The organism is Rhizobium sp. YTU87027 (genome assembly GCF_050644135.1).
In the GTDB taxonomy this organism is placed as follows: Bacteria; Pseudomonadota; Alphaproteobacteria; order Rhizobiales; family Rhizobiaceae; genus Rhizobium.
On record NZ_CP098440.1, the window covers coordinates 695,227 to 718,519 of the forward strand.

19 protein-coding genes and 1 pseudogene are annotated in these 23,293 nt (G+C 60.7%); 9 read left to right on the forward strand and 11 right to left on the reverse strand.

What is annotated here, in order from left to right; genetic code table 11:
* The first annotated feature begins 397 nt into the window (after window positions 1–397).
* Complete coding sequence (locus NBG89_RS03435; protein WP_431321730.1) at window positions 398–1,594, forward strand: IS256 family transposase; 1,197 nt, start codon at window positions 398–400, stop codon at window positions 1,592–1,594.
* Window positions 1,595–1,732: 138 nt separating this feature from the next.
* Here the strand turns inward: NBG89_RS03435 and NBG89_RS03440 are convergent, their stop codons facing one another.
* Complete coding sequence (locus NBG89_RS03440; protein ID WP_431321731.1) at window positions 1,733–2,356, reverse strand: GGDEF domain-containing protein; 624 nt, start codon at window positions 2,354–2,356, stop codon at window positions 1,733–1,735.
* Window positions 2,357–2,811: 455 nt separating this feature from the next.
* Between NBG89_RS03440 and NBG89_RS03445 the strand changes: the two genes are divergently transcribed.
* From NBG89_RS03445 to NBG89_RS03460, 4 genes are read left to right on the forward strand one after another with little or no spacing between them, the layout of a single operon-like run.
* On the forward strand, window positions 2,812–4,173 hold the full coding sequence (locus tag NBG89_RS03445; protein ID WP_431322767.1) for a TolC family outer membrane protein: 1,362 nt from the start codon (window positions 2,812–2,814) through the stop codon (window positions 4,171–4,173).
* Window positions 4,174–4,191: 18 nt separating this feature from the next.
* Window positions 4,192–6,354, forward strand: a complete 2,163-nt coding sequence (locus NBG89_RS03450) for a type I secretion system permease/ATPase (RefSeq protein WP_431321732.1) — start codon at window positions 4,192–4,194, stop codon at window positions 6,352–6,354.
* Window positions 6,351–7,649 carry an HlyD family type I secretion periplasmic adaptor subunit gene (locus NBG89_RS03455; protein ID WP_431321733.1) on the forward strand — a complete coding sequence of 433 codons (1,299 nt, stop codon included), beginning with the start codon at window positions 6,351–6,353 and terminating at the stop codon, window positions 7,647–7,649. Before NBG89_RS03450 ends, NBG89_RS03455 begins: the two co-directional genes overlap by 4 nt.
* Before the next feature lies 1 nt (window position 7,650).
* Window positions 7,651–8,310 carry a ribbon-helix-helix domain-containing protein gene (locus tag NBG89_RS03460; RefSeq protein ID WP_431321734.1) on the forward strand — a complete coding sequence of 220 codons (660 nt, stop codon included), beginning with the start codon at window positions 7,651–7,653 and terminating at the stop codon, window positions 8,308–8,310.
* A gap of 70 nt (window positions 8,311–8,380) precedes the next feature.
* On the opposite strand, the gene NBG89_RS03465 is transcribed toward NBG89_RS03460, so the two are convergent.
* Complete coding sequence (locus tag NBG89_RS03465) at window positions 8,381–9,337, reverse strand: transglutaminase-like cysteine peptidase (protein ID WP_431321735.1); 957 nt, start codon at window positions 9,335–9,337, stop codon at window positions 8,381–8,383.
* Window positions 9,338–9,564: 227 nt separating this feature from the next.
* Here NBG89_RS03465 and NBG89_RS03470 point away from each other — a divergent pair, with 227 nt between their 5' ends.
* Window positions 9,565–10,812 carry a hypothetical protein gene (locus NBG89_RS03470; protein ID WP_431321736.1) on the forward strand — a complete coding sequence of 416 codons (1,248 nt, stop codon included), beginning with the start codon at window positions 9,565–9,567 and terminating at the stop codon, window positions 10,810–10,812.
* A gap of 157 nt (window positions 10,813–10,969) precedes the next feature.
* Here the strand turns inward: NBG89_RS03470 and NBG89_RS03475 are convergent, their stop codons facing one another.
* The gene (locus tag NBG89_RS03475) at window positions 10,970–12,490 is read right to left on the reverse strand and encodes an ABC-F family ATP-binding cassette domain-containing protein (RefSeq protein WP_431321737.1); all 1,521 of its coding nucleotides are present in this window, start codon (window positions 12,488–12,490) and stop codon (window positions 10,970–10,972) included.
* A 406-nt stretch (window positions 12,491–12,896) separates the two neighbouring features.
* Here NBG89_RS03475 and NBG89_RS03480 point away from each other — a divergent pair, with 406 nt between their 5' ends.
* A complete protein-coding gene (locus NBG89_RS03480; protein ID WP_088692281.1) occupies window positions 12,897–13,199 on the forward strand; it encodes an alkylphosphonate utilization protein in 303 nt (100 codons plus the stop codon).
* Window positions 13,200–13,255: 56 nt separating this feature from the next.
* On the opposite strand, the gene NBG89_RS03485 is transcribed toward NBG89_RS03480, so the two are convergent.
* Window positions 13,256–14,815 (reverse strand): helicase HerA-like C-terminal domain-containing protein, encoded by a 1,560-nt coding sequence (locus NBG89_RS03485; protein ID WP_431321738.1) that lies wholly within the window; start codon window positions 14,813–14,815, stop codon window positions 13,256–13,258.
* A gap of 231 nt (window positions 14,816–15,046) precedes the next feature.
* On the opposite strand from NBG89_RS03485, the gene NBG89_RS03490 reads away from it, so the two are divergent.
* Entirely contained in the window at window positions 15,047–15,442 is a 396-nt protein-coding gene (locus tag NBG89_RS03490; protein ID WP_088692283.1) for a hypothetical protein, read from the forward strand.
* A gap of 55 nt (window positions 15,443–15,497) precedes the next feature.
* Here the strand turns inward: NBG89_RS03490 and NBG89_RS03495 are convergent, their stop codons facing one another.
* From NBG89_RS03495 to NBG89_RS03525, 7 genes and pseudogenes are all read right to left on the reverse strand, one after another.
* Window positions 15,498–15,929 (reverse strand): hypothetical protein, encoded by a 432-nt coding sequence (locus NBG89_RS03495; protein ID WP_431321739.1) that lies wholly within the window; start codon window positions 15,927–15,929, stop codon window positions 15,498–15,500.
* Between the two features lie 112 nt (window positions 15,930–16,041).
* On the reverse strand, window positions 16,042–16,248 hold the full coding sequence (locus NBG89_RS03500; protein WP_141105546.1) for a hypothetical protein: 207 nt from the start codon (window positions 16,246–16,248) through the stop codon (window positions 16,042–16,044).
* Between the two features lie 374 nt (window positions 16,249–16,622).
* The gene (zwf, locus tag NBG89_RS03505) at window positions 16,623–18,131 is read right to left on the reverse strand and encodes a glucose-6-phosphate dehydrogenase (RefSeq protein WP_431322768.1); all 1,509 of its coding nucleotides are present in this window, start codon (window positions 18,129–18,131) and stop codon (window positions 16,623–16,625) included.
* Between the two features lie 145 nt (window positions 18,132–18,276).
* Window positions 18,277–19,047 (reverse strand): trans-aconitate 2-methyltransferase, encoded by a 771-nt coding sequence (tam, locus tag NBG89_RS03510; protein WP_431321740.1) that lies wholly within the window; start codon window positions 19,045–19,047, stop codon window positions 18,277–18,279.
* 241 nt (window positions 19,048–19,288) lie between these two features.
* Entirely contained in the window at window positions 19,289–19,756 is a 468-nt protein-coding gene (locus NBG89_RS03515; protein ID WP_088692286.1) for a cupin domain-containing protein, read from the reverse strand.
* A gap of 125 nt (window positions 19,757–19,881) precedes the next feature.
* Window positions 19,882–20,959 (reverse strand): annotated as a pseudogene (locus NBG89_RS03520) (patatin-like phospholipase family protein).
* A gap of 110 nt (window positions 20,960–21,069) precedes the next feature.
* Window positions 21,070–22,110, reverse strand: coding sequence for a zinc-dependent alcohol dehydrogenase family protein (locus NBG89_RS03525; protein WP_431321741.1), 1,041 nt, complete (start codon window positions 22,108–22,110; stop codon window positions 21,070–21,072).
* A 248-nt stretch (window positions 22,111–22,358) separates the two neighbouring features.
* Between NBG89_RS03525 and NBG89_RS03530 the strand changes: the two genes are divergently transcribed.
* Entirely contained in the window at window positions 22,359–23,246 is an 888-nt protein-coding gene (locus tag NBG89_RS03530) for a branched-chain amino acid aminotransferase (RefSeq protein ID WP_431321742.1), read from the forward strand.
* The last annotated feature ends 47 nt before the right edge of the window (window positions 23,247–23,293 follow it).

The window sequence follows — 23,293 nt, forward strand, 5'->3', positions numbered from 1 at the left end:
CTGCTGTCCCCGCACGGTCATTCGCCGCCGCTTTCGCGAAGGGGACCGAAGTCAGCTCTGGCTCGGACGACGACTCTAGCGAGACCGGCCCGGTCACGGGCGACCGAGGCGCGCTCAACCTCGGAAGAAAAGGTGGCTTTATCGGCGCATCTTCTGCCTTCCAGGATCGGTTTGGGCAATCTTCCACAGGTCGGATTACCCATCCTCTTGCGTCTATTATGTTGCCGAGCGGTTCCTCGGCCGGGCTTGGAGATGATCCAGGTCTCCCGTCAGGTGCACGGCCGCAGGCAGCTTTTCTTCTGGTAGAGTGCTGAAGGTTCTGCAAATTTCCTAAAGAAGGCGGCCATGGCAGACTGGTGATGTTCAACGTCACCTATTCCCCGGAGGGAACGCCACCATGACCAAGACCGATGGTAAGACAGCCAGTGCTGCAGTGAAAGAGATTTTGCTATCGAACCCTGACGGCTTGCGTGAAGTGATCCGCGCCGTGATGCAGGAAGTTCTGGAAGCGGAGATGGACGAGGCGCTTGGAGCTGGCAAAAGCGAGCGCACACCGGACCGGCTCGGATACCGCTCAGGCCACTATGGCCGAACGTTGATCACCCGCGTTGGCAAGCTTGAACTGCGTGTTCCGCAAGATCGCTCGGGACACTTTTCCACCGAACTGTTTGAACGTTATCAACGTTCCGAGCGAGCCCTGGTGGCGACCTTGGCAGAGATGTATGTGCAGGGGGTGTCGACCAGAAAGGTCAAGGCGATCACTGAAGAACTCTGCGGCCATGCTTTCTCGGCATCTTCAATCTCGGCGATCAACAAGCGATTGGACGAAAGCCTGAAGGCGTTTGCGGAACGCCCGCTTCTTGAGCCCTTTGCCTACCTGATCCTCGATGCCCGCTATGAGAAGGTCCGTGAGGCTGGCGTGGTGATGAGCCAGGCAGTGCTGGTTGCCGTTGGCATCGATTGGGACGGACGGCGGCAGATTCTGGCTGTCGAAATGGCGGCCCGGGAGAGCCGCTCGGCGTGGAAGGACTTCCTCGTCAAGTTGAAGGGCCGCGGTCTACGGGGTGTGGAACTGGTGGTCTCGGACGATCACGCCGGCCTCGTGGCGGCGATCGCGGAGACGCTTCCCGAGGCCGCCTGGCAGCGCTGTTACGTGCACTTTCTGCGCAACGCCCTCGATCACCTGCCACGAAAGCATGGCGACGACTGCCTGCAGGAGCTGCGGTGGCTCTACGACCGGCGCGACCTCGACGAAGCCAAGACCGATCTCTCCGCCTGGCTCGCCAAGTGGTCGGCACGCTATCCGCGCTTGACCAGCTGGGTCGAGGAGACAATCGAACAGACGCTGACCTTCTTCCGATTGCCACGCCAGCATCACAAGCACTTGAAATCGACCAATATGCTTGAACGCCTCAACGAGGAAATCCGCCGCAGGACCTATGTCGTGCGCATCTTTCCAAACGCAGAGAGCTGCTTGCGCCTCGTCAGAGCCCTCGCAGTTGAGACCCACGAAAACTGGATGGAGGCCAATCGCTACATCAACATGGACGATCTACGAGAGCACAAAAAGCTCGCTATGCGCCAGGCCGCATGACCGCCCAATTTGCTGAACTTGACGCACATAACCTTTCTTCTCAAAGGAAGAGAGGCGCCGGATACGCGGGGACAATAGGGCTCAACGAACAAAGGGCGCCTTTCGACGCCCTTTGTTCGTTGTTACTGATCGGTCGGATCAGGCGGCCGGCAGCCGCGACAACGGAATGGCATCTTCGGTCTCGCCGCCGCGCTCCATCGCCATTTCGTCGGCCAGTTGGCGGATGTGATTGAAGTCGGTCGCTCCCTCGAAGACCGCGCCGCCGAGGCGCACGCCGATCGTCATCGGCGTGCCTTCCGCCGAGAAGGAGGCCTCGGCCACGCGTCGGCGGATACGGGTGCCGACATCCTGGGCGTTTTCGACCGTCGCACCCGGGAGAAATACCCCGAGTTCGTTGGTGGCGAGGCGAGCAACAAGATCGCCCTTTCTGACCGAGGACTGGATGATCGCGGCAAGCGACTGCATGACCGTGTCGGCCCATTGCGGGCCGTAACGCCGACTGATCTCGTCGAGTGTATCGATGACGACGGCGATCATCACCCCGCCGGCATCGGTTGCGATTCGCTTGCGCCGGTCGATGTAGTGGTCGACGGCAGCTGCAAAGGCGGTGCCGTTCAGCGTCTTCGTTACCGCGTCGTGACGTGCAGTATAGTTAACTGTTTCTTGTAGTTTCTTGAGCTCGCCAACCTTGAGCTGCAAGATCAGAAGCAGCGGAAATGCAACAAGAAGTGAAATTAAGCCTGCGCCGATAAATCCTACCAAAAATGGTCGATCCGGCACGATAAGGTTTAAGATAAGTAAAACGCCGACGGATCCAGCCGCAAAGCAGACAGCGCCGAGGGTGGCGATCCGAAGAGCTGAAACGATTGTGGCGGAAGAGTAACGCTGGCTTAAATTCATCGGGGTTCTTGTCCGTTTGAAAGTCATGCCAGATAAACAGGTTCGGGCAAAGCCCCCGTTAAAAAATCCTGTAAAATTCTTGCTTTAGGCAGTTGTCCACCGCGATTAACTGTTTTGGCAGGAATGCTTGGGGCCGCAATTGGAATGTGGAAAGATTGGTGTTACTTATTTGCTGAAGAAGAGACTTTGGTATACGGGTACGCCGGGTGAATCTTTGATGTTGAGGGGCATCGATCTTGTTTAAAGGCAAAAGAATTTTTGCAGCATTGTCTGCGACGGTTGCTTTCAGTTTTTCGTTTTATGCTGATGCGAATGCAATATCTCTGCAGCAGGCTATCGAAAAAACGATGAAAACGAACCCGCAGATCTTGCAGGCTGCGAAGGATCGTGAAGCTGTGGAGTTTGAACTGCGCCAGGCGCGCGGTTTATACTTGCCATCGGTAGACCTGGAGAGCGGGATCGGCCGTCGTCGCTTGTCGAATGCCAGCTCCGGTTCGCTGAGAGACGATCATGACTATCTGTCGCCGGGCGATGTTGGTCTTACGATTACGCAGACACTTTACGATGGTGGCAGCCGCCGCGCTCAGGTCCAGCAGCAGGCTTCGCGCGTCGATGGCGCCTCCTTTCGGGTTCTTGAACGGTCTGAGTCGCTCGCCCTCGAAGTGACGCAGGATTATCTGGAATATGTACTCCAGAATCAGATCGTAGCTGCTGCCAAGCAGAACGTCGCCTTCCACACGCAGATGGTCGGCGATATCGATGAGAGCATCAAGGGCGGCGCCCTGACCGACGCCGACCGCCTGCAGGGCAGCGAGCGTCTGCAGGCCGCCAAGGCGCGGCTGCGTGAAGCGCTCGAGGAGCTCGAGCAGACGAAGATCCGCTTCCTGCAGGTCGTCGGCGAGCCGATCACCAATGCGCAGACGCCGCCATCGGTCGGCAAGTATGTTCCGAAGACGTTGAACGATGCGGTCTTTGTTGCCGGCAAGAACAGCCCGCGCATCTATTCGGCCAATGCCGACGTCGATGCGGCCGATGCCGGTGTTCGCGGCGCGCGCGCCAACTACATGCCGAAGGTCAACCTCGAAGGCGCTGCCCGCGTCGGCAACGATATCGACGGTGACGAAGGCAACACCAACGACTACCAGGTCCGCGTCGTTGCCCGCTGGAACCTCTACCGGGGCGGCATCGATGTTGCTCGCGAGCAGGAGCAGATCCGCCGCGCCGGTGAGCAGCGCTATAATCTCGCTCAGGTTCAGCGCGAGGTCGAAGAGTCGGTCCGTTCCGCTTGGAACGAGCGCGTCAGCCGCGGCGAGCTGTCCGGCATCCTGAACAAGCAGGCCTCGATCAACAACCAGCTCGTCGGTTCCTACCGCGAGCAGTTCAAGGTTGGTCAGCGCTCGCTGCTCGACGTGCTCGATGCGCAGAACACGAAGTTCAATACACAGGTCCTTGCCGACACGGCGCGGGTCGCGTCGCAGTTTGCCGAGTACAAGATCCTGGCGGCATCCGGCAATCTGCTGCAGACGATGAAGCTGAAGCCGGTCGAGCAAAGCCAGCCTTATGCGCGGGAAGGGTTTGCTGTCCCCGCGAGCGTCGCGAATCCCGGATATGTCGAGCTTGATTCCCATCAGAAGGCCGGCATGCCCCTGGATCTCCTAGCGCCAATTCGACAGCAGTAGTCGAACGGCCATGGAACGATGCTGAACGTAGCGCCAGAGACTTCCAGCAGCACGCCGCTGCAGACCTTCAAAGCCGCATTCAAATCCGTGGCTGCGTTCTATGGCCGACCAAGCTCAGACACGGTCCTCTTCTCCGGTCTTCCGGATGAGGTGACCGAGTCGCTTGAGGTGGACGATGTCGAGCGCATGGCCGAACGGATCGGCCTGCAGGTGATCAAGCACCAGGAGCGTGAATGCCGCCAGGGCAATTTCGATTGCCCGGCGATCGTCGCGTTTGCCGATGGCAGCGTGCTGCCTCTGCTCGAGGTCGCCGAGGATGGCTCCTATGTAACGGATATCGTTCCGATTGCCGGCAACGCCATCCGGCTAACGCGGGAAGAATTCCTGGCGCTGAAGCCGCAGCTGGCCTTTGCCTTTACGCTTTATTATCAGAATGCCTCGGAAGAGGCGCTGGTTGGCAATGCCGTGGAGATCGAGAAGCGGCATTGGCTGGCAACCACGCTTGTGCCTTACTGGCGCACCTATGTCCGCGTCATGATCGCAGCGCTCTTTATCAATCTGATTGCACTCGGCTCGCCGCTTTTCACGATGAACGTCTATGACCGGGTGCTGCCGAACAAGGCGATCCCGACGCTCTGGGTTTTGGCCGCGGGTATCTCGCTTGCCTATATTTTCGACTTTCTTCTGAAGACGGCGCGCTCGTCGCTGATCGACTATGCCGGACGCAAGGCGGATCTGCGCCTGTCGCAGTTGCTGTTTGACAAGGTGCTGAATTCGACGCTCGCCTCGCGGCCGATGTCGACCGGCGAATATGCCAACCGCGTGACGCAGTATGAATTTGTTCGCGAGTTCTTCACGTCGAACACGATCGGCGTCCTCATCGACAGCCTTTTCGTCTTCATCTTCCTCGGTGTCATCTATCTGATCTCGGGCTGGCTAGTGGTGATCCCGGCCGTAGCCTTCGTCCTGTCGGTTGCGATCGGCTTGTGGGCGCAGGCCGCGATTGGCAAGCGCATGGCGACTGCTGCCAACGAGGCGTCGCGTCGCCAGTCCCTGTTGGTGGAGACGATTTCGACGATCGAAACGCTGAAGAGCCTGCGCGCCGAAGCGACGATGCTCCGCCGTTGGCAGGAGCTGACCAAATATTCGAGCCGCACCAGCGAAGACATCAAGCATATCTCGACGAATGCCATCAACATGACGATGTTCATCCAGCAGATGGTGAGCGTCCTGATCGTGATTGCCGGCACCTACGAGTTCGCCGAAGGCCGCATTGCCATGGGCGCGATCGTCGCGACGGTCATGCTGGCGAGCCGCGCCGGCGCGCCGCTCGGCCAGATCGCCATGACGTTGGCACGGTTCCGCCAGGCAACCATGTCCCTTCGTATCCTCGATAAGATCATGGAGCAGCCCGACGATCGTCCGTCTACCGTCGGTTTCGTCAACCGGGAGATTACCCGCGGCGCCTTCAGCTTCCAGGATGTATCTTTCCAGTATCCGGGGTCGGACTATCCCGTTATCAACAAGCTGTCCTTCACGGTGCAGCCGGGCGAGCGCGTCGGCATCATCGGCCGCATCGGCTCCGGCAAGACCACGCTCGGTCGCTTGCTTGATGGCCTCTTTTGCCCCTCGGGCGGCCGCGTCCTGATCGATGGCGTTGATATCCGCCAGTACCACATGGCAGAGGTTCGCTCGGCGGTCGCCGTGGCCGGCCAGTCATCCGATCTCTTCTCCGGCACGGTCAAGGAAAACCTGCTGATCGGGCGCGCCGATGCGACCGACGAGGAACTGCTCGAGGTGGCGCGTATGACCGGTGTCGACGAGTTCGTCGGCAATCATCCTCGCGGCTTCGACATGCCGGTCGGCGAGCGCGGCACGAACCTGTCAAGCGGCCAGAAGCAGGCGCTGACGATTGCACGCCTGCTGCTCACGAAGCCGAAGATCGTATTTCTCGACGAGCCATCAGGCGCCATGGACCTGGCCACCGAGCGCAATCTGATTGCGCGCTTGTCGAAGGCCATCAGCCGTGACACCACGCTTTTGATCGCCACCCATCGCTACAGCATGCTTGAGCTTGTCGATCGCCTGATCGTCATCGACAAGGGTCGGATCATTGCCGACGGCCCGAAGAATGCGGTGATCGAAGCGATGCAGCGCAAGCCGGCGGGGGCGCAATCATGAGCCTCACCAGCAATCGCCACGACAACCCCCCGCTTCTTGCCCGCGGCATTCTGGCTCTGGTAGCCCTCGTGATTGCGAGCTTCATCGCATGGGCAGCGATCGCCGATATCAACGAGATCGCCCGCGGCGAGGGCAAGGTCATTCCGGTGTCGAAGACGCAGATCATCCAGTCTTCGGAGCCCGGCGTCGTTCAGCAGATCGCCGTCGTGCTCGGTCAGGTTGTCCGCAAGGGGCAGCTGCTCGTCCAGCTCGACAACACGACAACGACGTCCACGCTTGGTGAATCCGTTGCCAAGGCGCGTGCGCTCGGTGCCAAGGTTGCGCGCCTGAAGCTCGAGGAGGCGGGCCAGTACGACGCTGAGTTCATCTGCCCCGACGACATCATGTCGGTCGCCAAGGACGTTTGCGGCAACGAGGCGAAGCTCTTCGCCGCTGATCGCGCCAGCTACCAGAACAAGCGCGGCGTCTTGCAGGAGCGTGTCCGCCAGCGCGAGAACGAGCTCAGCGAAGCCCACGCCAACATCGATCGCCTACAGCAGAACATCGAAGGCGCACAGCGCCAGTATGATCTCATCTTCCCGCTGGCGCAGAAGAAGCTGGTGGCGCAGACGGAAGTGCTGAAGACCGAGCGCGATCTCACCGACCAGCAGGGCCAGCTTAAGGTTTATCAGGAAAGCATCGACCGCCTGCAGGCTGCCGTGCAGGAAGCCAAGTTGCAACTCGGCGATCTTGCCCTCGAACTGCGCCAACAGGCGCTGACCGACAAGGCACAGGCGCTGGCCGAGCTCTCGGTCGTCGACGAGACCATCCGCGGTGCGTCCGACCGCGTCAAGCGCACCGATATCCGATCGCCTGTCGACGGCATCGTCAATACGCTTGAGGTCAACACCATCGGCGCCTACGTCGATCCGGGCCGTGTCATTGCCGGTATCGTGCCGACCGCCGACACGCTGCTGGTTGAAGCGAAGATTTCGCCGCGCGATGTCGCCTTCGTGCGCCGCGGCCAGCCGGCCGTCGTCAAGATCACGGCTTATGATTTCTCGATCTTCGGCGGCCTCGAGGGCGTCGTCGAGAACATCTCGGCCGACAGTCTCGTGGAGAAGGAAAAGGGCGAGACCTACTATCTCGTTCAGGTCAAGACTGACAAGTCCGCGCTGGAGCGTGACGGCAAGTCCTATCCGATCATCCCCGGCATGGTTGCCTCGGTCGAAATCATGACCGGCAACAAGACCGTACTCAGCTATCTGATGAAGCCGATCAACAAGGCGCGCAGCGAAGCGCTGACGGAGCGATAGGATGCTGATCGTCAAGCCAGGCAGCAACGCACTCTCCGAGCTCGAACCGATCGAGGAGCCTTTGCCGGCCATCGGCGCCGACGAGATCGAGCCGCGCTTCCGGGCGGTCGTCGGTCGCGGCGGCGAGCGTCGCGGCATTCGCCTCGAGCGGATCTACTGGGATGGCCTCGGCCGCATGTCGGCTGCCGGCAAGATGAGCACTGCCGACCTCGTCCACTATACGGCCTCTCAGATGCCCGAGTCCGGCAACCTTGCCTCGCTGCTGCGTGTGCTCAGCTTCAAATGGGCGCTGCGCCGGCTGGATACGGTCGAGGACGCCTCGTCCATGGCAAACCTCAACGCCATCATTCAGGCGTCGCCGTCACCGACGATCCTGTTGACGCAGGAAAAGAAGATCCAGCTCTTCAACGATCCTTTCCTGACCATGCTGCGCCAGCGACTTCCGCTCGGCGATGCGGCGCAACTGACGAAGAGCTTGCGGTTCTCGATCGACACGCAGATCGACGAAGCTATCGCTTCGCTTTATCGCAACCGGGGCAAGACGCTGAACACCGGCTTCACCATTGCCGTCGGCTCGGCCGCAATGAAGGGGCAGATCAACCTGGTTCTCGCGCCGACCCACGAGAAGCCGATGCTGATCGGCTATATCTCCCGCTACTGATTGCCAAATCCCGTCACGAAAAAAGGGCGGCTGAAATTCACCCATCTTTTTCTTGTCTTACCGCTGATTGTCAGAACGCAACGCCTTCGCCGGGAGCCACCTTCTCCAACGGCATGGCGGAGGCGACCTGCTTGGCGCCCGTGCGCGTTCCGTGGAGGTAACCCTTGCCGTCCGCAATTGAGTACAGCGGCACGTAATCAGGCAGCTTCGTATCGGGCAGAACCTCGTCACGCATGTTGTCCAGGATGAAGCGGTTGCCGTTCACCGCGACGGAAAGGACCGCGTGGTAGAAGTGGCGCTTCTGATCGAAAAGCACGACGATAGACATGTCCTTGAGGTCAACGCCGTCCGCGTGCAGAGCGGCCATCTTCAGGATCGCGAAATCCTCGCAATCGCCCTGCTGGCGCGCGAGCGTTTCGGCGGGCGTCGCCCAGTAGTCAGCGACCTTGTAGGTGTCGATGTCGCGGCTGTAGCGGATCGTGTGATTGACGGTGATGTTGATGGCGTTGAGCTTGTCGCGGATCGAGGACTGCGAGGTCTTGGTGAAGGCAACCTTGATGGTGGTCGCGGCCTCGGAGCATGCGCCGGCGCTGCAATTAATGGCGGTTCCATCCGTCATTTCCGCCAAAGACGGTTCGAACTTCTTCAGGGCGGCAAGTCGTTTGAAAGGAATGGCAACGGTCCCGAAAGCGGCGTTGCCTGTCGGCGCGGCAATCGCCGGACGCGCGACCGCCTGTGCTGGTGCGACGCTTTCCTTTGCCCAGCCGGCAGGCTCGGGCTGCAGCGAGCGCGTCAGCGCGGCAACTTCGATGCTGCTGATGGCGTTCGTTGCCAGGCTCAGGAGATCGGCAACGCTACCGAGCGTCAGGACGCGCGCGGTATTGGCAGCGAAGTCGACCGAGTGCATCGCGCCGGAAAACTGCGCAGACGGAAGGGCGGATGCCGACGAGATGTTCGGCGAGAACGCAAGGGAAAATGCGGAGAAAGTAAAAGCAGCAATTTTGCTTATTCTTATACTGCGCTTCATGGATCGTCGTCTCTCGTTGGTTGTGAGAAACGTACAAAACATCTATAAAAATCAGGTATTTAAGCATAGATAAGGTCGGTATAAATTATCCATTCAAAAGAACATAAAAGTTTAGTGCGCCCGTCAACCAAGTTTGGGTGAAGGGTTTGCTTTCCGGTGTTGCCTGTGCAGATATGTAGTCCTGCTAAAGGCCAGGAAAAGGCCGTAATTACGAGGGTGGAGAGCAGGTGACAGTGCAGTCGATCGAGCCGGTGCAAGGCTCGCATGGTTTACGCTTGGCACGGCAAGTGTCGCCTTCGGAAGGCATTCGTCCCCTGAAACGCATCAAGTCCGTTCTCGCGATATCGATCGTCGTAGCCTGCGGTGCGCTCACCGGCTGCCAATCGGCCGTCGATGGTGTCGCCAAGAATGTGAAGACCAACGACATCAAGGCACCGTCGAGCGAGGTCCAGGAGAGCTTCGGAGAAACCGGAGCGGAGATCACGTTGCTGCTGCCCAAGGGTGCGACCGGGATCTATGAGGGCGCTGCGCGTGACGTGCGCGACGGCGCCGGCCTCGGCGTCGGCGAACTCGGGGGCAACCAGGTTTTCGTGAAGGTTGTCGACGTGACCTCCGGCGGTCCTGCTGCCGCGACCGCGGTCAGCGCGGCAAAGGCACGCGGCTCCGTTCTCCTCGTCAGCTATGCATCGCCTGTCGTCACAGCGGCCATCGCCGCGATACCGGCTGATCAGCGGCCGCCTCTGCTCAATCTGGGCGCGCCTGTGCCGCCGACATCGGGGAATGTCTATAACTTCGTTTCCGACGAGATCGACAGCGCCATTGAAGGCGCGCGGGCAGCCGCTGCCAGCGGCCATAAGAAGGTGCTGGTTTTCGCGCAGAGCGATTTTCCGGCTGCAAGCGAGGAGCGGCTGGCAAGCGCGATCCGCGCCGGCGGCGGTATCTATCTGGGCCTTGCCCGTTATGATCTGACGGATGCTGCCGCATCGGACGCAGTCAAGAAAGCCAGCGTCAATCTGCAGAATGCCGACGCCGTGCTTGTCCTCGGAAAAACGGTGATAACGACCACTATTGCCGGTGCTGTAAAAGCCAGCGGCAAAACGAACGTGGCCTTCGTCGGCACCAGCGCCTGGCCGCCGCAGACCTACATCGATCCCTCGGTGGCAGGCGCGGTGATCGCCATGGTCGAGCCTGAAGGCGCGACGATGATTGCCGAGCGTTACCAGCGCCACTACAAGCGCACGCTCTCCACCGATGCGGCTTACGGCTACGATGCGGTGGCGGTTGCCTCGGGCATTGTCCGGACAAAGGGGCCGGAGGGGATGAACGCGCAGAACCTGACCAGCAAGGTTGGCTTCCGCGGTGTGACGGGTCTCTTCCGGCTGACGCCGGGCGGAACCGTTGAGCGCAAGATGAGCCTCTATTCTCTCAGCGGCGGCAAACTCAGCTTGCTCGGCGCCACGCCGGCCTCATTCTGATAGTTCGCAATCTTGGACATTGGTCCGAGGAAGCGTCCGCCATCTCCTTCACGCCCTGTAAGCGCATGGTGGGCCGGCCAGCAGATGCGGTCCTTGTCCTGATAAACGGCACGCTTTCCCAGACCTAAAGCCCGCTCCGTGAGGCGGGCCAATTGTTCTAAGGCCGAGCCGCCGCAAAGAAAGGCTCCGGGCTTTCGACTTCGACCAGCCGCCGGCGCTCGATCTGCCAGAACCGGTTGCCGATGGCGCGCACAAAGCTGCGGTCGTGGGAGACCAGCAGGCAACTCGCCTGATGGGCCATGAGCTCGCCCTCCAGCGCTTCCTGCCCGTCGATATCGAGGTGGTTCGTCGGTTCGTCGAGCAAATAGAAGTTCGGCTCCGCCAGCCGCAAAACCAGCATGCCGAGCCGCGCCTTCTGGCCGCCCGAAAGCCGCCCGACGGGACGCGACTGCATGTCGATGGCCATGCCGGCGCCCGCCAGCAGTGCCCGCGCCCGCTGATCGCCGACGTCGAAGCGCCGGATGATCGTCTCCATCGGCGTTTCGCTGTCCTTCAAGTCGGCAAGCGCCTGGTCGCTATAGCCGAGCACCAGCGAGGGCGTGGCCTTGATGCTGTCCTGCGCCGTCTCCGCGTTGCCGATCGCCTTTCGCAGCATCGCAATCAGCCGCGATTTGCCGGCACCGTTCTCCGCGAGCAGGACGATCCGGTCGCCCTGGCAGATAAACTGCTTGCCGGTCCGGAAAAGCGGGGTGCCATCCGGCGTGCGGACTTCGGCATCATCAAGCGTAACCAGCACCCTGGCATGGGTGCCGCGATTGGCGAGCCTGATCGCTCCGGCCGATCGCTCGAGATGAGCGGGCTTGGCCGCATCCTCCAGCTTCTCGGCGCGTTCTTTCAGCTGCTTGGTCTTGACCACCAGCAGGTCGCTACCGGAGTTGATGCCGATATTGTTGAGCTTCGCCGCCTGCTTGCGCAGTTGCTCGGCCGTCTTCATGTCGCGTTCGTAGCGTCTCCTGTCGGCCGCATCAGCCTCGTCCAGTGCTGCCCGCGCCCGGCTGTAGGGCAGCGAAAAGACTTGCGACTGCTCCGGCCGCAGGAACAGCGTGCGGTTGGTGACGGCATCGAGAAAGGCGCGGTCGTGGCTGGAGATGACAACGGGCACATCGCGGGGCAGGGCATTCAGCCAATCCTCGAGTGCTGCTATCTTACCGAGATCGAGGTGGTTCGTCGGCTCGTCGAGCAGCAGCGCATCCGGCTCCATCACCCAGGTGCGCGCCAGCATCGCCAGCCGCTGCCATCCGCCGCTTAGCTGCCCAACTGAGCGGTCGCGCAAGGCTTCCGGCACATCGAGTGCGTCAAGCACGATGTCGACGCGCCAGCTTTCATTTGCCTGCTGATCGGCTGGCAACGCCTTTAGGACAGCGTCGTGGAAAGGCACGTCAAGCAGCTTGGCCGGCACGTCCTGCTCGACATGGCCGATCGTCAGCCCGCGTGAGCGCGTGATGTCGCCATGGGTTGCCTCCAGCGCCCCCGAAATGCAGCGGAGCAGAGTGGACTTGCCGCGGCCATTGGCGGCAACGAGCCCGAGGCGGTCGCCTGCGTTGATGACGAGATCGAGCTTTGCAAAAAGCGGTGCGCTGAGGGTGACGCCGAGATTGCGGATATTGATAAGGGTCATGATCTTGCTCTGGTCTTGCCAAGCGATCACACGGGCGAGGGCATGCAGCCTTCATCGCGTGCGTGTGCTTGGAGCTCGGTGGATGGATAGTTGCAGACGAGCCGGATGCCCGAACTGCTGCCACGAGGGGCAGACCAGGAAGAGTGTTTGTGAGAAACGGTCTCTGGTCAGCCCTGCAAACGCATTTGCAGGGCGTTGACGGGGCCACGTTGCCGGTTGAACCGGAAATAGAAATTTAGCACGCGACCCTCCTTTCTCTTTGAGTGCGCAGCAGAAATAGCAGCAGGCAGGCAAAAATGCAACCAAAGCGGTCATGTCGGGCCCTTCGGAGGCTCTCTCTTGCACAGGGCGGCTTGGCTGTTATAAGCGCCCAATCAACAAATTCTTGTGTTCAGGAGAGAAGACCATGGCAGGTGGTGACGACGATTACGTTTATGACGAGGCGACGGGCGAATGGCGGCCGGCTTCGGAGCTGGCTGCGGCCGCCGCGCAGGCCGCTGAGGTTCGGGATGCTTCTGGAAACGTCCTCAAGGACGGCGATTCCGTCACCCTCATCAAGGACCTCAAGGTCAAGGGTGCCAATCAGACCCTGAAGCAGGGGACGGTGATAAGGTCGATCCGGCTGACGGAAAACCCGGAAGAGATCGACTGCCGCCACGACACCATCAAGGGTCTCGTCCTGCGCACCGAATTCGTCCGCAAGCGCTGAGCGGCGCAACGGGAAGAGCACCCGGGCGGAAAAAAGGGCGGGAACGCCCTTTCCGCTTAGCGCTTCAAACTGCCGAGAATGCCGCGCACCAGCGCTCGGCCGACCTGCGTTGCCACCGTGCGGGCCACGCTCTTCATCGCGGCTTCCACAACCGTTTCGCGCTGGTAGCCGGAGGATCGGGCACGGCCCTGGCTCTTGTCCTGTGGTTCATTATTGTCATCGCCGAAGCCCGGCAACGTCCAGCGACCCGAGGCACTGCCCTCGGTCGGCTGCGTCGGCTGTGCCTGCTTGGCTGCGTCAGAGTCCGATGCCCTCTTGGCGCGCGCCGCCAGAATCTCGAAGGCGGATTCGCGATCGAGATCTTCGTCGTAGACGCCGAGCACAGGGCTCTTGTCCATGACCTGCTGACGTTCCGCATCGGTTAGCGGACCGACGCGGCCGGACGGCGGGCGGATCAGCGTCCGCTCGACGATCGAAGGAGAGCCCTTCGCCTCCAGCGTGGACACCAGCGCCTCGCCGGTGCCGAGCGTGGTGATGACGGTGGCGCAGTCGAAGGCGGGGTTCGGTCGGAAGGTGTCGGCGGCGGTCTTCACCGCCTTCTGCTCGCGCGGGGAATAGGCGCGCAGCGCATGCTGCACCCGGTTGCCGAGCTGCGCCAGCACCGTTTCCGGCACGTCGAGCGGATTCTGCGTGACGAAATAAACGCCGACGCCCTTCGAGCGAATGAGGCGAACGACCTGCTCGACACGCTCGAGCAGCACCTTCGGCGCGTCGTTGAAGAGCAGATGCGCTTCGTCAAAGAAGAAGACGAGGTTCGGCTTTTCGGGATCGCCAACTTCCGGTAGCTCCTCGAAGAGCTCGGACAGCAGCCACAACAGGAAGGTTGCGTAGAGCCGCGGGTTCATCATCAGCTTGTCGGCGGCGAGCACCGAGATCTGGCCATAGCCGCGATTGTTGGTCCGCATGATATCGCTGATCTTGAGCGCAGGCTCGCCGAAGAAATGTTCAGCGCCCTGCTGTTCCAGCACGAGCAGGCCGCGCTGGATGGAGGCGACAGAGGCCTTCGAGATCAAGCCGAACTGGCTGGAAAGCTCGGTGGCGTTTTCCGCCATGTAGTTTAGCAGGGAGGAAAAGTCCTTGAGGTCGAGCAGCGGCAGGCCGCCCTGGTCGGCAATCTTGAAGGCGATGTTGATGACGCCTTCCTGCGGTTCCGAAGCATCCATCAGCCGCGCGAGCAGCAGCGGTCCCATCTCGGCGATGGTGGTGCGGACGCGGTGACCGTTTTCACCGAAGAGATCCCAGAAGATGACCGGGAACTGGTCGAATTCGTAATCGTCGAAGCCGATCTGCTCGGCGCGTTTGGTGAGGAAGTCCTTCGGTTCGCCCTTGGCGGCGATGCCGGAAAGATCGCCCTTGATATCGGCGCAGAAGACGGGCACGCCGGCCTTCGAAAAGCCCTCGGCAAGTACCTGCAGCGTCACCGTCTTGCCGGTGCCGGTTGCGCCCGTTACCAGGCCGTGGCGGTTTCCGAATTTCAGGTCGAGATATTCCGGCTTGTTGATGCTGTCATCAGGATTGCGGCTGACGCCAACGAAAATCTTGCCATCCTCGAGCATTTCGAAAATTCTCCCTGCGGCCGTCGGCCCCTATTGCGTCAAAATGCGGAGCAACGTTTTCCGCACGGTCATTGTAATATCGCTTCCCTGTTATAAGCAGGGAGCCCGGTGCGGACAACTGTCTGCATTAAAAGGAAAAGTAGGATAAAGCCTGCTTTCGCGGCAGGCGTCTTGAGTTGCCCCGCAAGTTCGATTAACGTTGACGTTAACGTCAAAAATAGGAGGCTGACAATGAATGAAATCATAGACCAGATCGCGGCGCGCGTGGGTATCCCCTCAGAGGTTGCCGAGAAGGCGCTCGGCATGATGCTCGGCTTCCTGCAGCGCGAAGCGGCAGACGGCCCGGTCGCCAAGATGATCGAAGCCATTCCCGGCGCTTCCGACCTCGTTGCCAAGTACAATGGCGAAGGCGAGGGTGGTGGCGGCGGAATCCTCGGGAGCATCATTGGCGCGCTCGGCGGCGGCGGTATCATGGCGCTCGGCCAGCAGCTGATGTCGGAAGGTCTCGGAATGGGTGAGATCACCACGCTTGCCAAGGAAACCATCGCGATTGCCGAACAGCACGCCGGCAAGGAAGTGGTGGACGAGGTTGTCGGCTCGGTTCCGGGTCTCAGCCAGTTCGTCTAAGCGGCGGGATAAAGCGTTCAGCGGGCGGGCTCGTTCCCGCCCGTTTCCATTGGCGCTACCGCGTTACACCGAGCAAAGTGAGCCAGGTTCGCGACTGGTCATCGGCAGCAGTGCGTCCGGCATCGTCAAGCACATGAGGGCCACAATAGCGCTCGATGTTGCTCCGGTCTGCGTCGTTGATCTGAGGATTGCGCGAAGCCGCGATGACCTGGCGCCAGGCACAGCCCAGGATCGGCTCAACGACAATGCCCTTGTCGCAGCCGGTGCTCAGGCAGAACGACACTTTCCGCTGGCTTTCGATACGGCCGCCGATCGCATCCGCGTAAAGCCCGGTCCAGTCCGCGCGAATCTGCTCGCAGCGCTCGGCGGCGTCGCTCTGATGGCAGCTTATTTTCGGCACATAGCTTTCGGCAGGCGGCCAGTCGGCAACCTCTGCGAGGCTGACGCATCCACAGGCAAGAAGAGCTGCGGCGATCAACTGCAACATCGGGCTCCGTAATCGGCAAAAGAATCACTGCAGGCAGGCTACAGCTTCTTGCACCTGCTAGGGAAGCATTTCTGAGTACGTCATTGCATCAAGATCGGCAAAGGCAGGCGGATCAATGCTTGCTCTTCGTTTCCCTTGACAGTCTGAGGATGACGTCGTCGGCAGCGTCGGCCAGGGCCATCGCGATTTCTGCCGCCTTCCATCCACGCTTCTCACCGTTGCGGATGAGTTCGAAGAGGATCGGCTCGAACTCGGACCGGCAGGTTTCCATACGTTGATCGGAAATCGAACGATTCTTAGACAAATGAGTATCTGCCATGTGAATACCCCAAAACCCTGAGGATAGATTTAGCAAGGCGGTGGAAGAGCGCAAGTAAATATATTAGTCACGCTTTAATAATTTCGACTAATTTTGGTTTTATTCGCGAAATAATAGAAAAATGCAAGAAGGGCCCGCCGGGGTTGGACGAGCCCCGCCTTCTTTGTCGCACAGAAAAAGCAACGCGGTCAGCCGGAAAAGCTTCACTGTACAAAGGAAAAGGGTCAACTCATCCATATTTTGTACGGGGCACGATAAATCTGCGGGGATGGAATTATGGTGTGCTGCCATGGTACAATATTTCTTCGCCTTGTGCGCGAACTGCGGAAAAATACTATTGCGTTTTTACTTTAGATAAACGTGTATTTTCTGCCTTATTTTCGGTCCTGGTTGTGTCTGGATTCGCCCAGTTCATGCCATTCCCGACCATCGCGTCGGATGAGTTCGTCAGCGCAGGATGGGCCACTGCTTCCGGGTACATAAGCCTCCGGCGTTTCGCTGCTCTTTGCCCAAACATCCAGGAAGGGTTGCACCGCCGCCCACCCGGCTTCGATGCCGTCGGCACGCTGGAAGAGCGTCTGGTCGCCGATGAAGAGGTCATAGAGAAGGGACTCGTATCCGGTCATCTTGCCGATGTCGAACTTGTCGGCATAGCGGAAGTCGAGCGAGACCGGGACGGTGTCGACGGAAAGACCGGGCGACTTGATAGAGATCTCGACGCTCAAGCCTTCATCCGGCTGCACCTGGATGACCATCTTGTTCGGCGGCAGCTGTCGGTTGACGTCCGTTTTCCGAAACTGGGCAAACGGCACCTGCTGGAAGGTAATGACGACTTCCGTATCGCGCGCCTTCAACGCCTTGCCGGTTCGTAGATAGAAGGGCACGCCCGCCCAGCGCCAGGAGTCGACATAGAGCTTCAACGCCACAAAGGTTTCGGTGTTGCTGTCGGGCGAGACGTCCTTTGTCTCCCGGAATGCCGTAATGTCGTTTCCATTGAGTTTGCCGGCGGTATAGGCGCCACGCACGGCATGGGATGTGGCTTCCTCTGGCGTGTAGATGCGCAGGGCGCTTAGCGCCTTGCTCTTTTCGGTGCGGATCGCTTCGGCGCCAAAGCCGTTCGGGGCTTCCATCGCGATCATCGCCAGTAGCTGGAACAGATGATTGGGAATCATGTCGCGCAGCGCGCCGGTCGCGTCGTAGAATTTGCCGCGGGAGCCGACGTCGACAATCTCCGCCGCGGAAATCTGCACGTGGTCGATGTAATTGTTATTCCAGAGGGATTCGATCATCATGTTGGCGAAGCGGGCGGTCAGAATATTCTGTACCGTCTCCTTCCCCAGGAAGTGATCAAGGCGATAGACTTGGTTCTCCGAGACATTGCTGAGGATATGCGCGTTCAACGCGCGGGCCGAGGCGAGATCGGTGCCGAAAGGCTTCTCGATGGCGATCCGCCGGAAGCATCCCTCGGCCTCGCTGGTTAGCCCATGTGCGGCGAGCTTTTCGACGAGTGGTCCGAAAAACTGCGGCGGCACGGCGAAATAGAAGGCGGCATTGCAACTCGTCAGGTGCTTCTTGATCTCGAGGAATATGGCGTCCTGCGTGAAATCGCCTGAAATGTAGGAGACGCGTTGGCGCAGTCGCCGCCATGCATCGTCCGTCTCTGGCAGGATCGGATCGCTCAGGGTGGCAAGGAAGCTGTCCAGCCGCGCCACAAGGGAAGCGTCATCGCCGGGGTCAATGCCGACGCCGAGAATCTTCAGATCGTCGCCGACCAATCCGCTTCGCGTCAGATTGATGATCGCCGGTATCAGCAGACGCCGTGTCAGGTCGCCGGTGGCACCGAAGATGACGAGTGTGGCTGGGGGGATAGGGGCGGCGTCCATGAAGGTTTCCTCGCTGTTTGCGACGACTATAGTGCGCGCCGGTGCGGCGGCAAGCAGCAGCATGCTGCTCGTCCGTTGCAAGGTGATGTCAGTGAAACTGTCGCGCTCTTGTCGGGTAGCCCTGGCGCCTTGGCCTGAGCGCCCCTTAGCCCTTGACGGCAATCATGAAGATCCGCGGGAACCGCAGCAAGACGCGACCGTCCGACATCTTCGGGTAGGCCCTCTCGATGCGGCCGAGATAGTCTGCCAGGAATGCCTCTCGATGCTCTTCGCCGGCGTGATCAAGATAGGGCCTGAGGCCCGTTCCCTTGACCCATTCGACGATCGCCGCGGCATCCGCCATAGGATGGTTGTAGGCGGTGTGCCAGATGTCGACGCGGGCCGCCTTGCCGATGAGCCGGCTGTAATAGGTGGACGGCTGTGGCAGCGGCTGGCGGCGAACGCTCCTCGCTTCGAAGGCCGCTTTCCAAGGCCCGGCACGGGCCGTCTCCTCCATCAACAGATGGGTCGGCTCGGTCAGGTTATCAGGCATCTGCACGGCCAGCACGCCGCCCGGCGCAAGTCCGTCCATCAAGCGGTCAAAGATATCGAGATGGTTCGGCAGCCACTGGAAGACGGCGTTTGCAAAGAGCAGGTCTGCCGGTTCACTCGGCTGCCAAGTGGCAAGGTCCGCCTCGACGAAGGGCGTGCCGGGCATGCGCTTGCGGGCTGCTTCCAGCATGTTCAGGTCGCTGTCCAGGCCGGAAACGCCAGTTGCGCCGAACCGCTCGACGATCAGCTCCGTCGAGTTGCCCGGCCCGCAGCCGAGATCCACGGCGCGACGAACGCGCTCAAGTGGCACATGCGCCAACAGATCGCGTGCAGGGCGCGTGCGTTCATCCTCGAATTTGACATACTGGCTGGCGGACCATGCCATCAAACGCCTCCTTGATCATAGCCTCCTCGATACGCTGGACGCGCACCTTGTCGATCTTGCGGGCCCGACGACCAGCAAAAGGCCGAAATACAAGAGAGCGCGCACGGCGACCACCAAATACAGTCGAGGAACGGCAACGAGCGCAAGGGGCCGCGTCCGAAATCGCCCATATCGCCTTTAGATGACGATATTTTTAACGGCAGGAGACCGCCCGAACTGAATGCCCGGGCGGAGATGAAGATCAGGCCGCTAGGATGGTGATGCCGTGGGCGTTGGCTGCGGCCTTCATGCGTTCCATCGTTTCCGCGGAAGGTGTTGCCTTCGGCGGCTCCTGCGAGCCGGCAGCTTCCAGGTAGTCCGCCATGTCGCTGTCGACGATTGCCGAGAAGACAGCGGCTTCAGGGCCGGGATTGGCATAGGAGTGCGCCTGGTTTGCCGCGATGCGGACGATGTCGCCCGCCGTCGCCTCGAACTCGTCGATGCCGTTCTCTGTCGCGCGGCGGACGGTCAGCCGACCCTCGATGATCCTGAAGACCTCGGGGCTCGCGTGGCGGTGCAGCAGCGTGCGGCTGCCCGCCGGCACGGTAACGTCGAAAATGTTGAGCCAGGCTCCCTGCAGACGAGCCCGTCGCTCGATCCGATCGCCTAGCACGAAGAAGACCTTCGCACTCGCCTGGGCAGGCGCTTTCACAAATGAGTTGGACATCATGTCTCGCTTTTCTTTTTCTTGGCGGCGAGCCCGTTAGACCTTTCCGGAGCCCTTGGCAACCCGCTGCCGCCGATCATCGCTGTCGCGATCTGTCCCGGCGCATATGGGTTTTGCCGCTTGCCGCTTCAAGCGGCGGCACTCTCCTGGCCTCCGCTCTGCGCTGCCAGAATGCGCCTGGCGACTTCCTCCAAAGCCTTCGCATTGTCCTTGGCAATGGATGCCGCAATCGCCTTCAGCGCTGCGATATTTCCCGGCGAGGCATCGTCGAGGGCGTCGTTTTCCTTCTGCGTCAGCTGCCGGTCGAGACGGAAGTAATCGAGGCTCTGGACGTTGGCGTCCGTGACGACGGTGGAGTAATCGAGATCGGTGCCGGCGGGATTGAGGAGTGCATTCGCCTGATAGGAAGCTGTGCTCGCCTGTCCCTGCATCAGGATGGAAATCAAGGGCGTATCATGGGCCGGATGCATCCATCCGATGGCGCCCCAGTTTTTTGCTTCCTGATAGGCAACCGGCCGGTTCTGCTGGCCGGTGCCGAGCGACAGAAACACCAGGCGGTCGTCGTGCCACGACTTTTTGCGGGCTTCGACGTATGCGGCAAGGATAGGGTCGTTGGCAAACACGCCGCCGTCGATCAGCGGCACGAAACGTTCGTCCTGCTTCTTTACGCCCATACGCTCGATCAGCGCCGGCGGGAAATAGGTCGGCGCGGCAGACGTTGCCCGTGCGGCTTCCCAGAAACGGAAATTGCTGTTCTTCTTGTCCGTGTTGGACCTGAAGAGCGCGGCGCGGCGGCGAATGTCGTAGGCGGGGATGAGGACCGTGGACAGTCCCTTGTCGAGCGTCGCGGTTCCGAGCCGCTGCTTTGAGCTTTGCCTCCAGTGCGTCTGCGCTGTAGCTCGGGTCGTTTAGCCCGAACGGATTGATGACATCGGCGAGCGGCGGTTTGCTGAAGATGTCAGCCCCTTCATTCACGTAAAGGCTGAGAAGATCGGCCGGGGTGCAGGCTGCCTCGCCGGAGTTTGACGGCTGAGGGCAGGTCAGGCCGGCCGCAATAATGCCGCCGGTCGAGGTTCCCGCAATCAGGTCGAAGGCCCTGTGGAGCGGCAGCCCGTCAAGTCGCTGTGCCAGTTCCACCAGGATCACGGCCGGAATAATGCCGCGGATGCCGCCGCCGTCGATCGAAAGAATGAAACGCGTTGCCATTTGCCCCTCCCGTACCGGTTCATCCGGTCGTGGAGAGTATGAATTGCAACCATAATAATGCCACAAAACTGAAGCACTCTTTTTGGTTAATACCGGTTGTGAGCTGGCGGTCAGAACTGCGTAATGACGCTGATCCCTACGCCTTCGGCTTGATCCAGGGTCATCAGGCCCGGTATCGCCTCCTCAAGCGTGACGCGCCGGCCGATCAGCTTCTGCGGCGCGATCTTGCCGGCAGTGAGCATCGACAGCATCGCATCGTAGCGCCAGGCCTGCATGCCGTGGCTGCCGTAGATCTCGAGCTCGTGACTGATCACTTGGGCCATCGGAATCAGCGGCGTCGCGTAGTCGTCAAGCATGAGGCCGACCTGCACATGCCGTCCACGCCGCCGGAGATTCTTGATCGAGTTGAAGCAGGTGACGGGATGACCGAGCGCGTCGATGGATACGTGCGCGCCGCCCTTGGTGATTTCGCGCACCGCCTCCGTGACATCGGCCACGCTACGCGCATTGATCGTCGCCACCGCGCCGCATTCGCGGGCAAAAGCAAGCTTCTCGTCGGAGAGATCGATGCCGATTGCGTTGGCGCCGAGCGCCGTTGCGATCATGATTGCCGACAGGCCGACGCCGCCGCAGCCATGCACGGCAATCCATTCGCCGGGGCCAGTGCGCGCGTGATCGACGACGGCGCGAAACGACGTCGCAAAGCGGCAGCCGAGGCTTGCCGCCGTCGCGTCATCGATGCTGTCAGGCAGATGCACGAGGTTGGTATCGGCATAGTCGATCGCCACATACTCCGCGAATGAGCCCCAATGCGTGAAGCCCGGCTGGAATTGGTTCGGGCAGACCTGCTGGTTGCCGGAATGGCATTCGCTGCAGTGGCCGCAGCCGGAGACGAAGGGCACGGTCACGCGGTCTCCGATCTTGAAGCGCATGACGCCTTTTCCCGTCGCAACTACCTTGCCAGCCAGCTCATGGCCCGGCACATGCGGCAACTTGATATCCGGATCATGACCCATCCAGCCATGCCAGTCGCTGCGGCAAAGACCGGTCGCGCCGACGGCGATGACCACGCCATCCTCGCTGGGCGTCGGATCGGGCAGGGTACGGATTTCGGGAGCCTTCTCGAAGGCGTCGTAGAACATGGCTTTCATCGATTTTACTCCCTGTCAGTCGCAACGATTCCAGCGCGTGATGCCACGGCGCCGATGTGGCATCCAATCGCGCCATCCATGATTTTCAGTGATACACCCATCGATAGCGCGCAAGGGGTCGCGAACGAATATTACTCCCTGCGAAACCTCTTCGCCATTTTCTTGCGTAGGGCTCAGAGGCGTGGATTTCCGCTTGACCGGCTCTTTGCACGGAGATTTTGCTCTGTGGTCTTTTCAAGGAGAATGCCATGGCCGTCGATACATCGCCCCGTTCAACCACCTGGACCTATGTCGAGGGAGAGTGGCTTACCGGCAATCCGCCGCTGATCGGGCCGACCTCGCATGCCATGTGGCTGGCCTCGACGGTCTTCGACGGCGCACGCTGGTTCGATGGCATCGCGCCGGATCTCGACCTGCATTGCCAGCGCGTCAACCGCTCGGCGACCAACATGGGCCTGAAGCCCGTCAAGACCGCCGAGGAAATTGAGGCGTTGGCCCGGGAAGGGATCAAGAAGTTCGACGGCAAGACGCCGATCTACATCAAGCCGATGTATTGGGGCGAGCATGGCTCGGCCGGCAGCGTCGTCACGGTCGATGGCGAGTCCACTCGTTTCGCGCTTTGCCTGTTCGAAGCCCCGCTCGGCAACAATGCGCCGAATTCGCTCACGGTTTCGCCCTATCGCCGCCCGTCGCCGGAAACGGCGATGACGGACGCCAAGGCCGGTTCGCTCTATCCGAACAGCGGTCGTGCCATCGCCGAAGCCAAAAGCCGCGGTTTCGACAACGCGCTGATGCGCGATATGAACGGCAATGTCGCCGAGACGGCGTCTTCCAACATCTTCATGGTCAAGGACGGCATCGTCTCTACGCCGATCGCCAACCGCACCTTCCTTGCCGGCATCACCCGTGCCCGCGTCATCGGCCTGCTACGCAAGGCGGGCTTCGAGGTGCGCGAAGTGACGCTCTCCGTCGAGGATTTCATGAACGCCGACGAGATCTTCACAACCGGCAACTACTCCAAGGTCGTCGGCATCAGCCGCCTCGATGGCCGCGATTTCCAGCAAGGGCCGGTTACGCGCAAGGCGTTCGAACTCTACATGGACTGGGCCTTCAGTCGCAGCCAAAGCGACACCTGAGCCCGTCGCCTCAGATCTGAAATGCAATGGCCGCGCTTGCCGCGGCC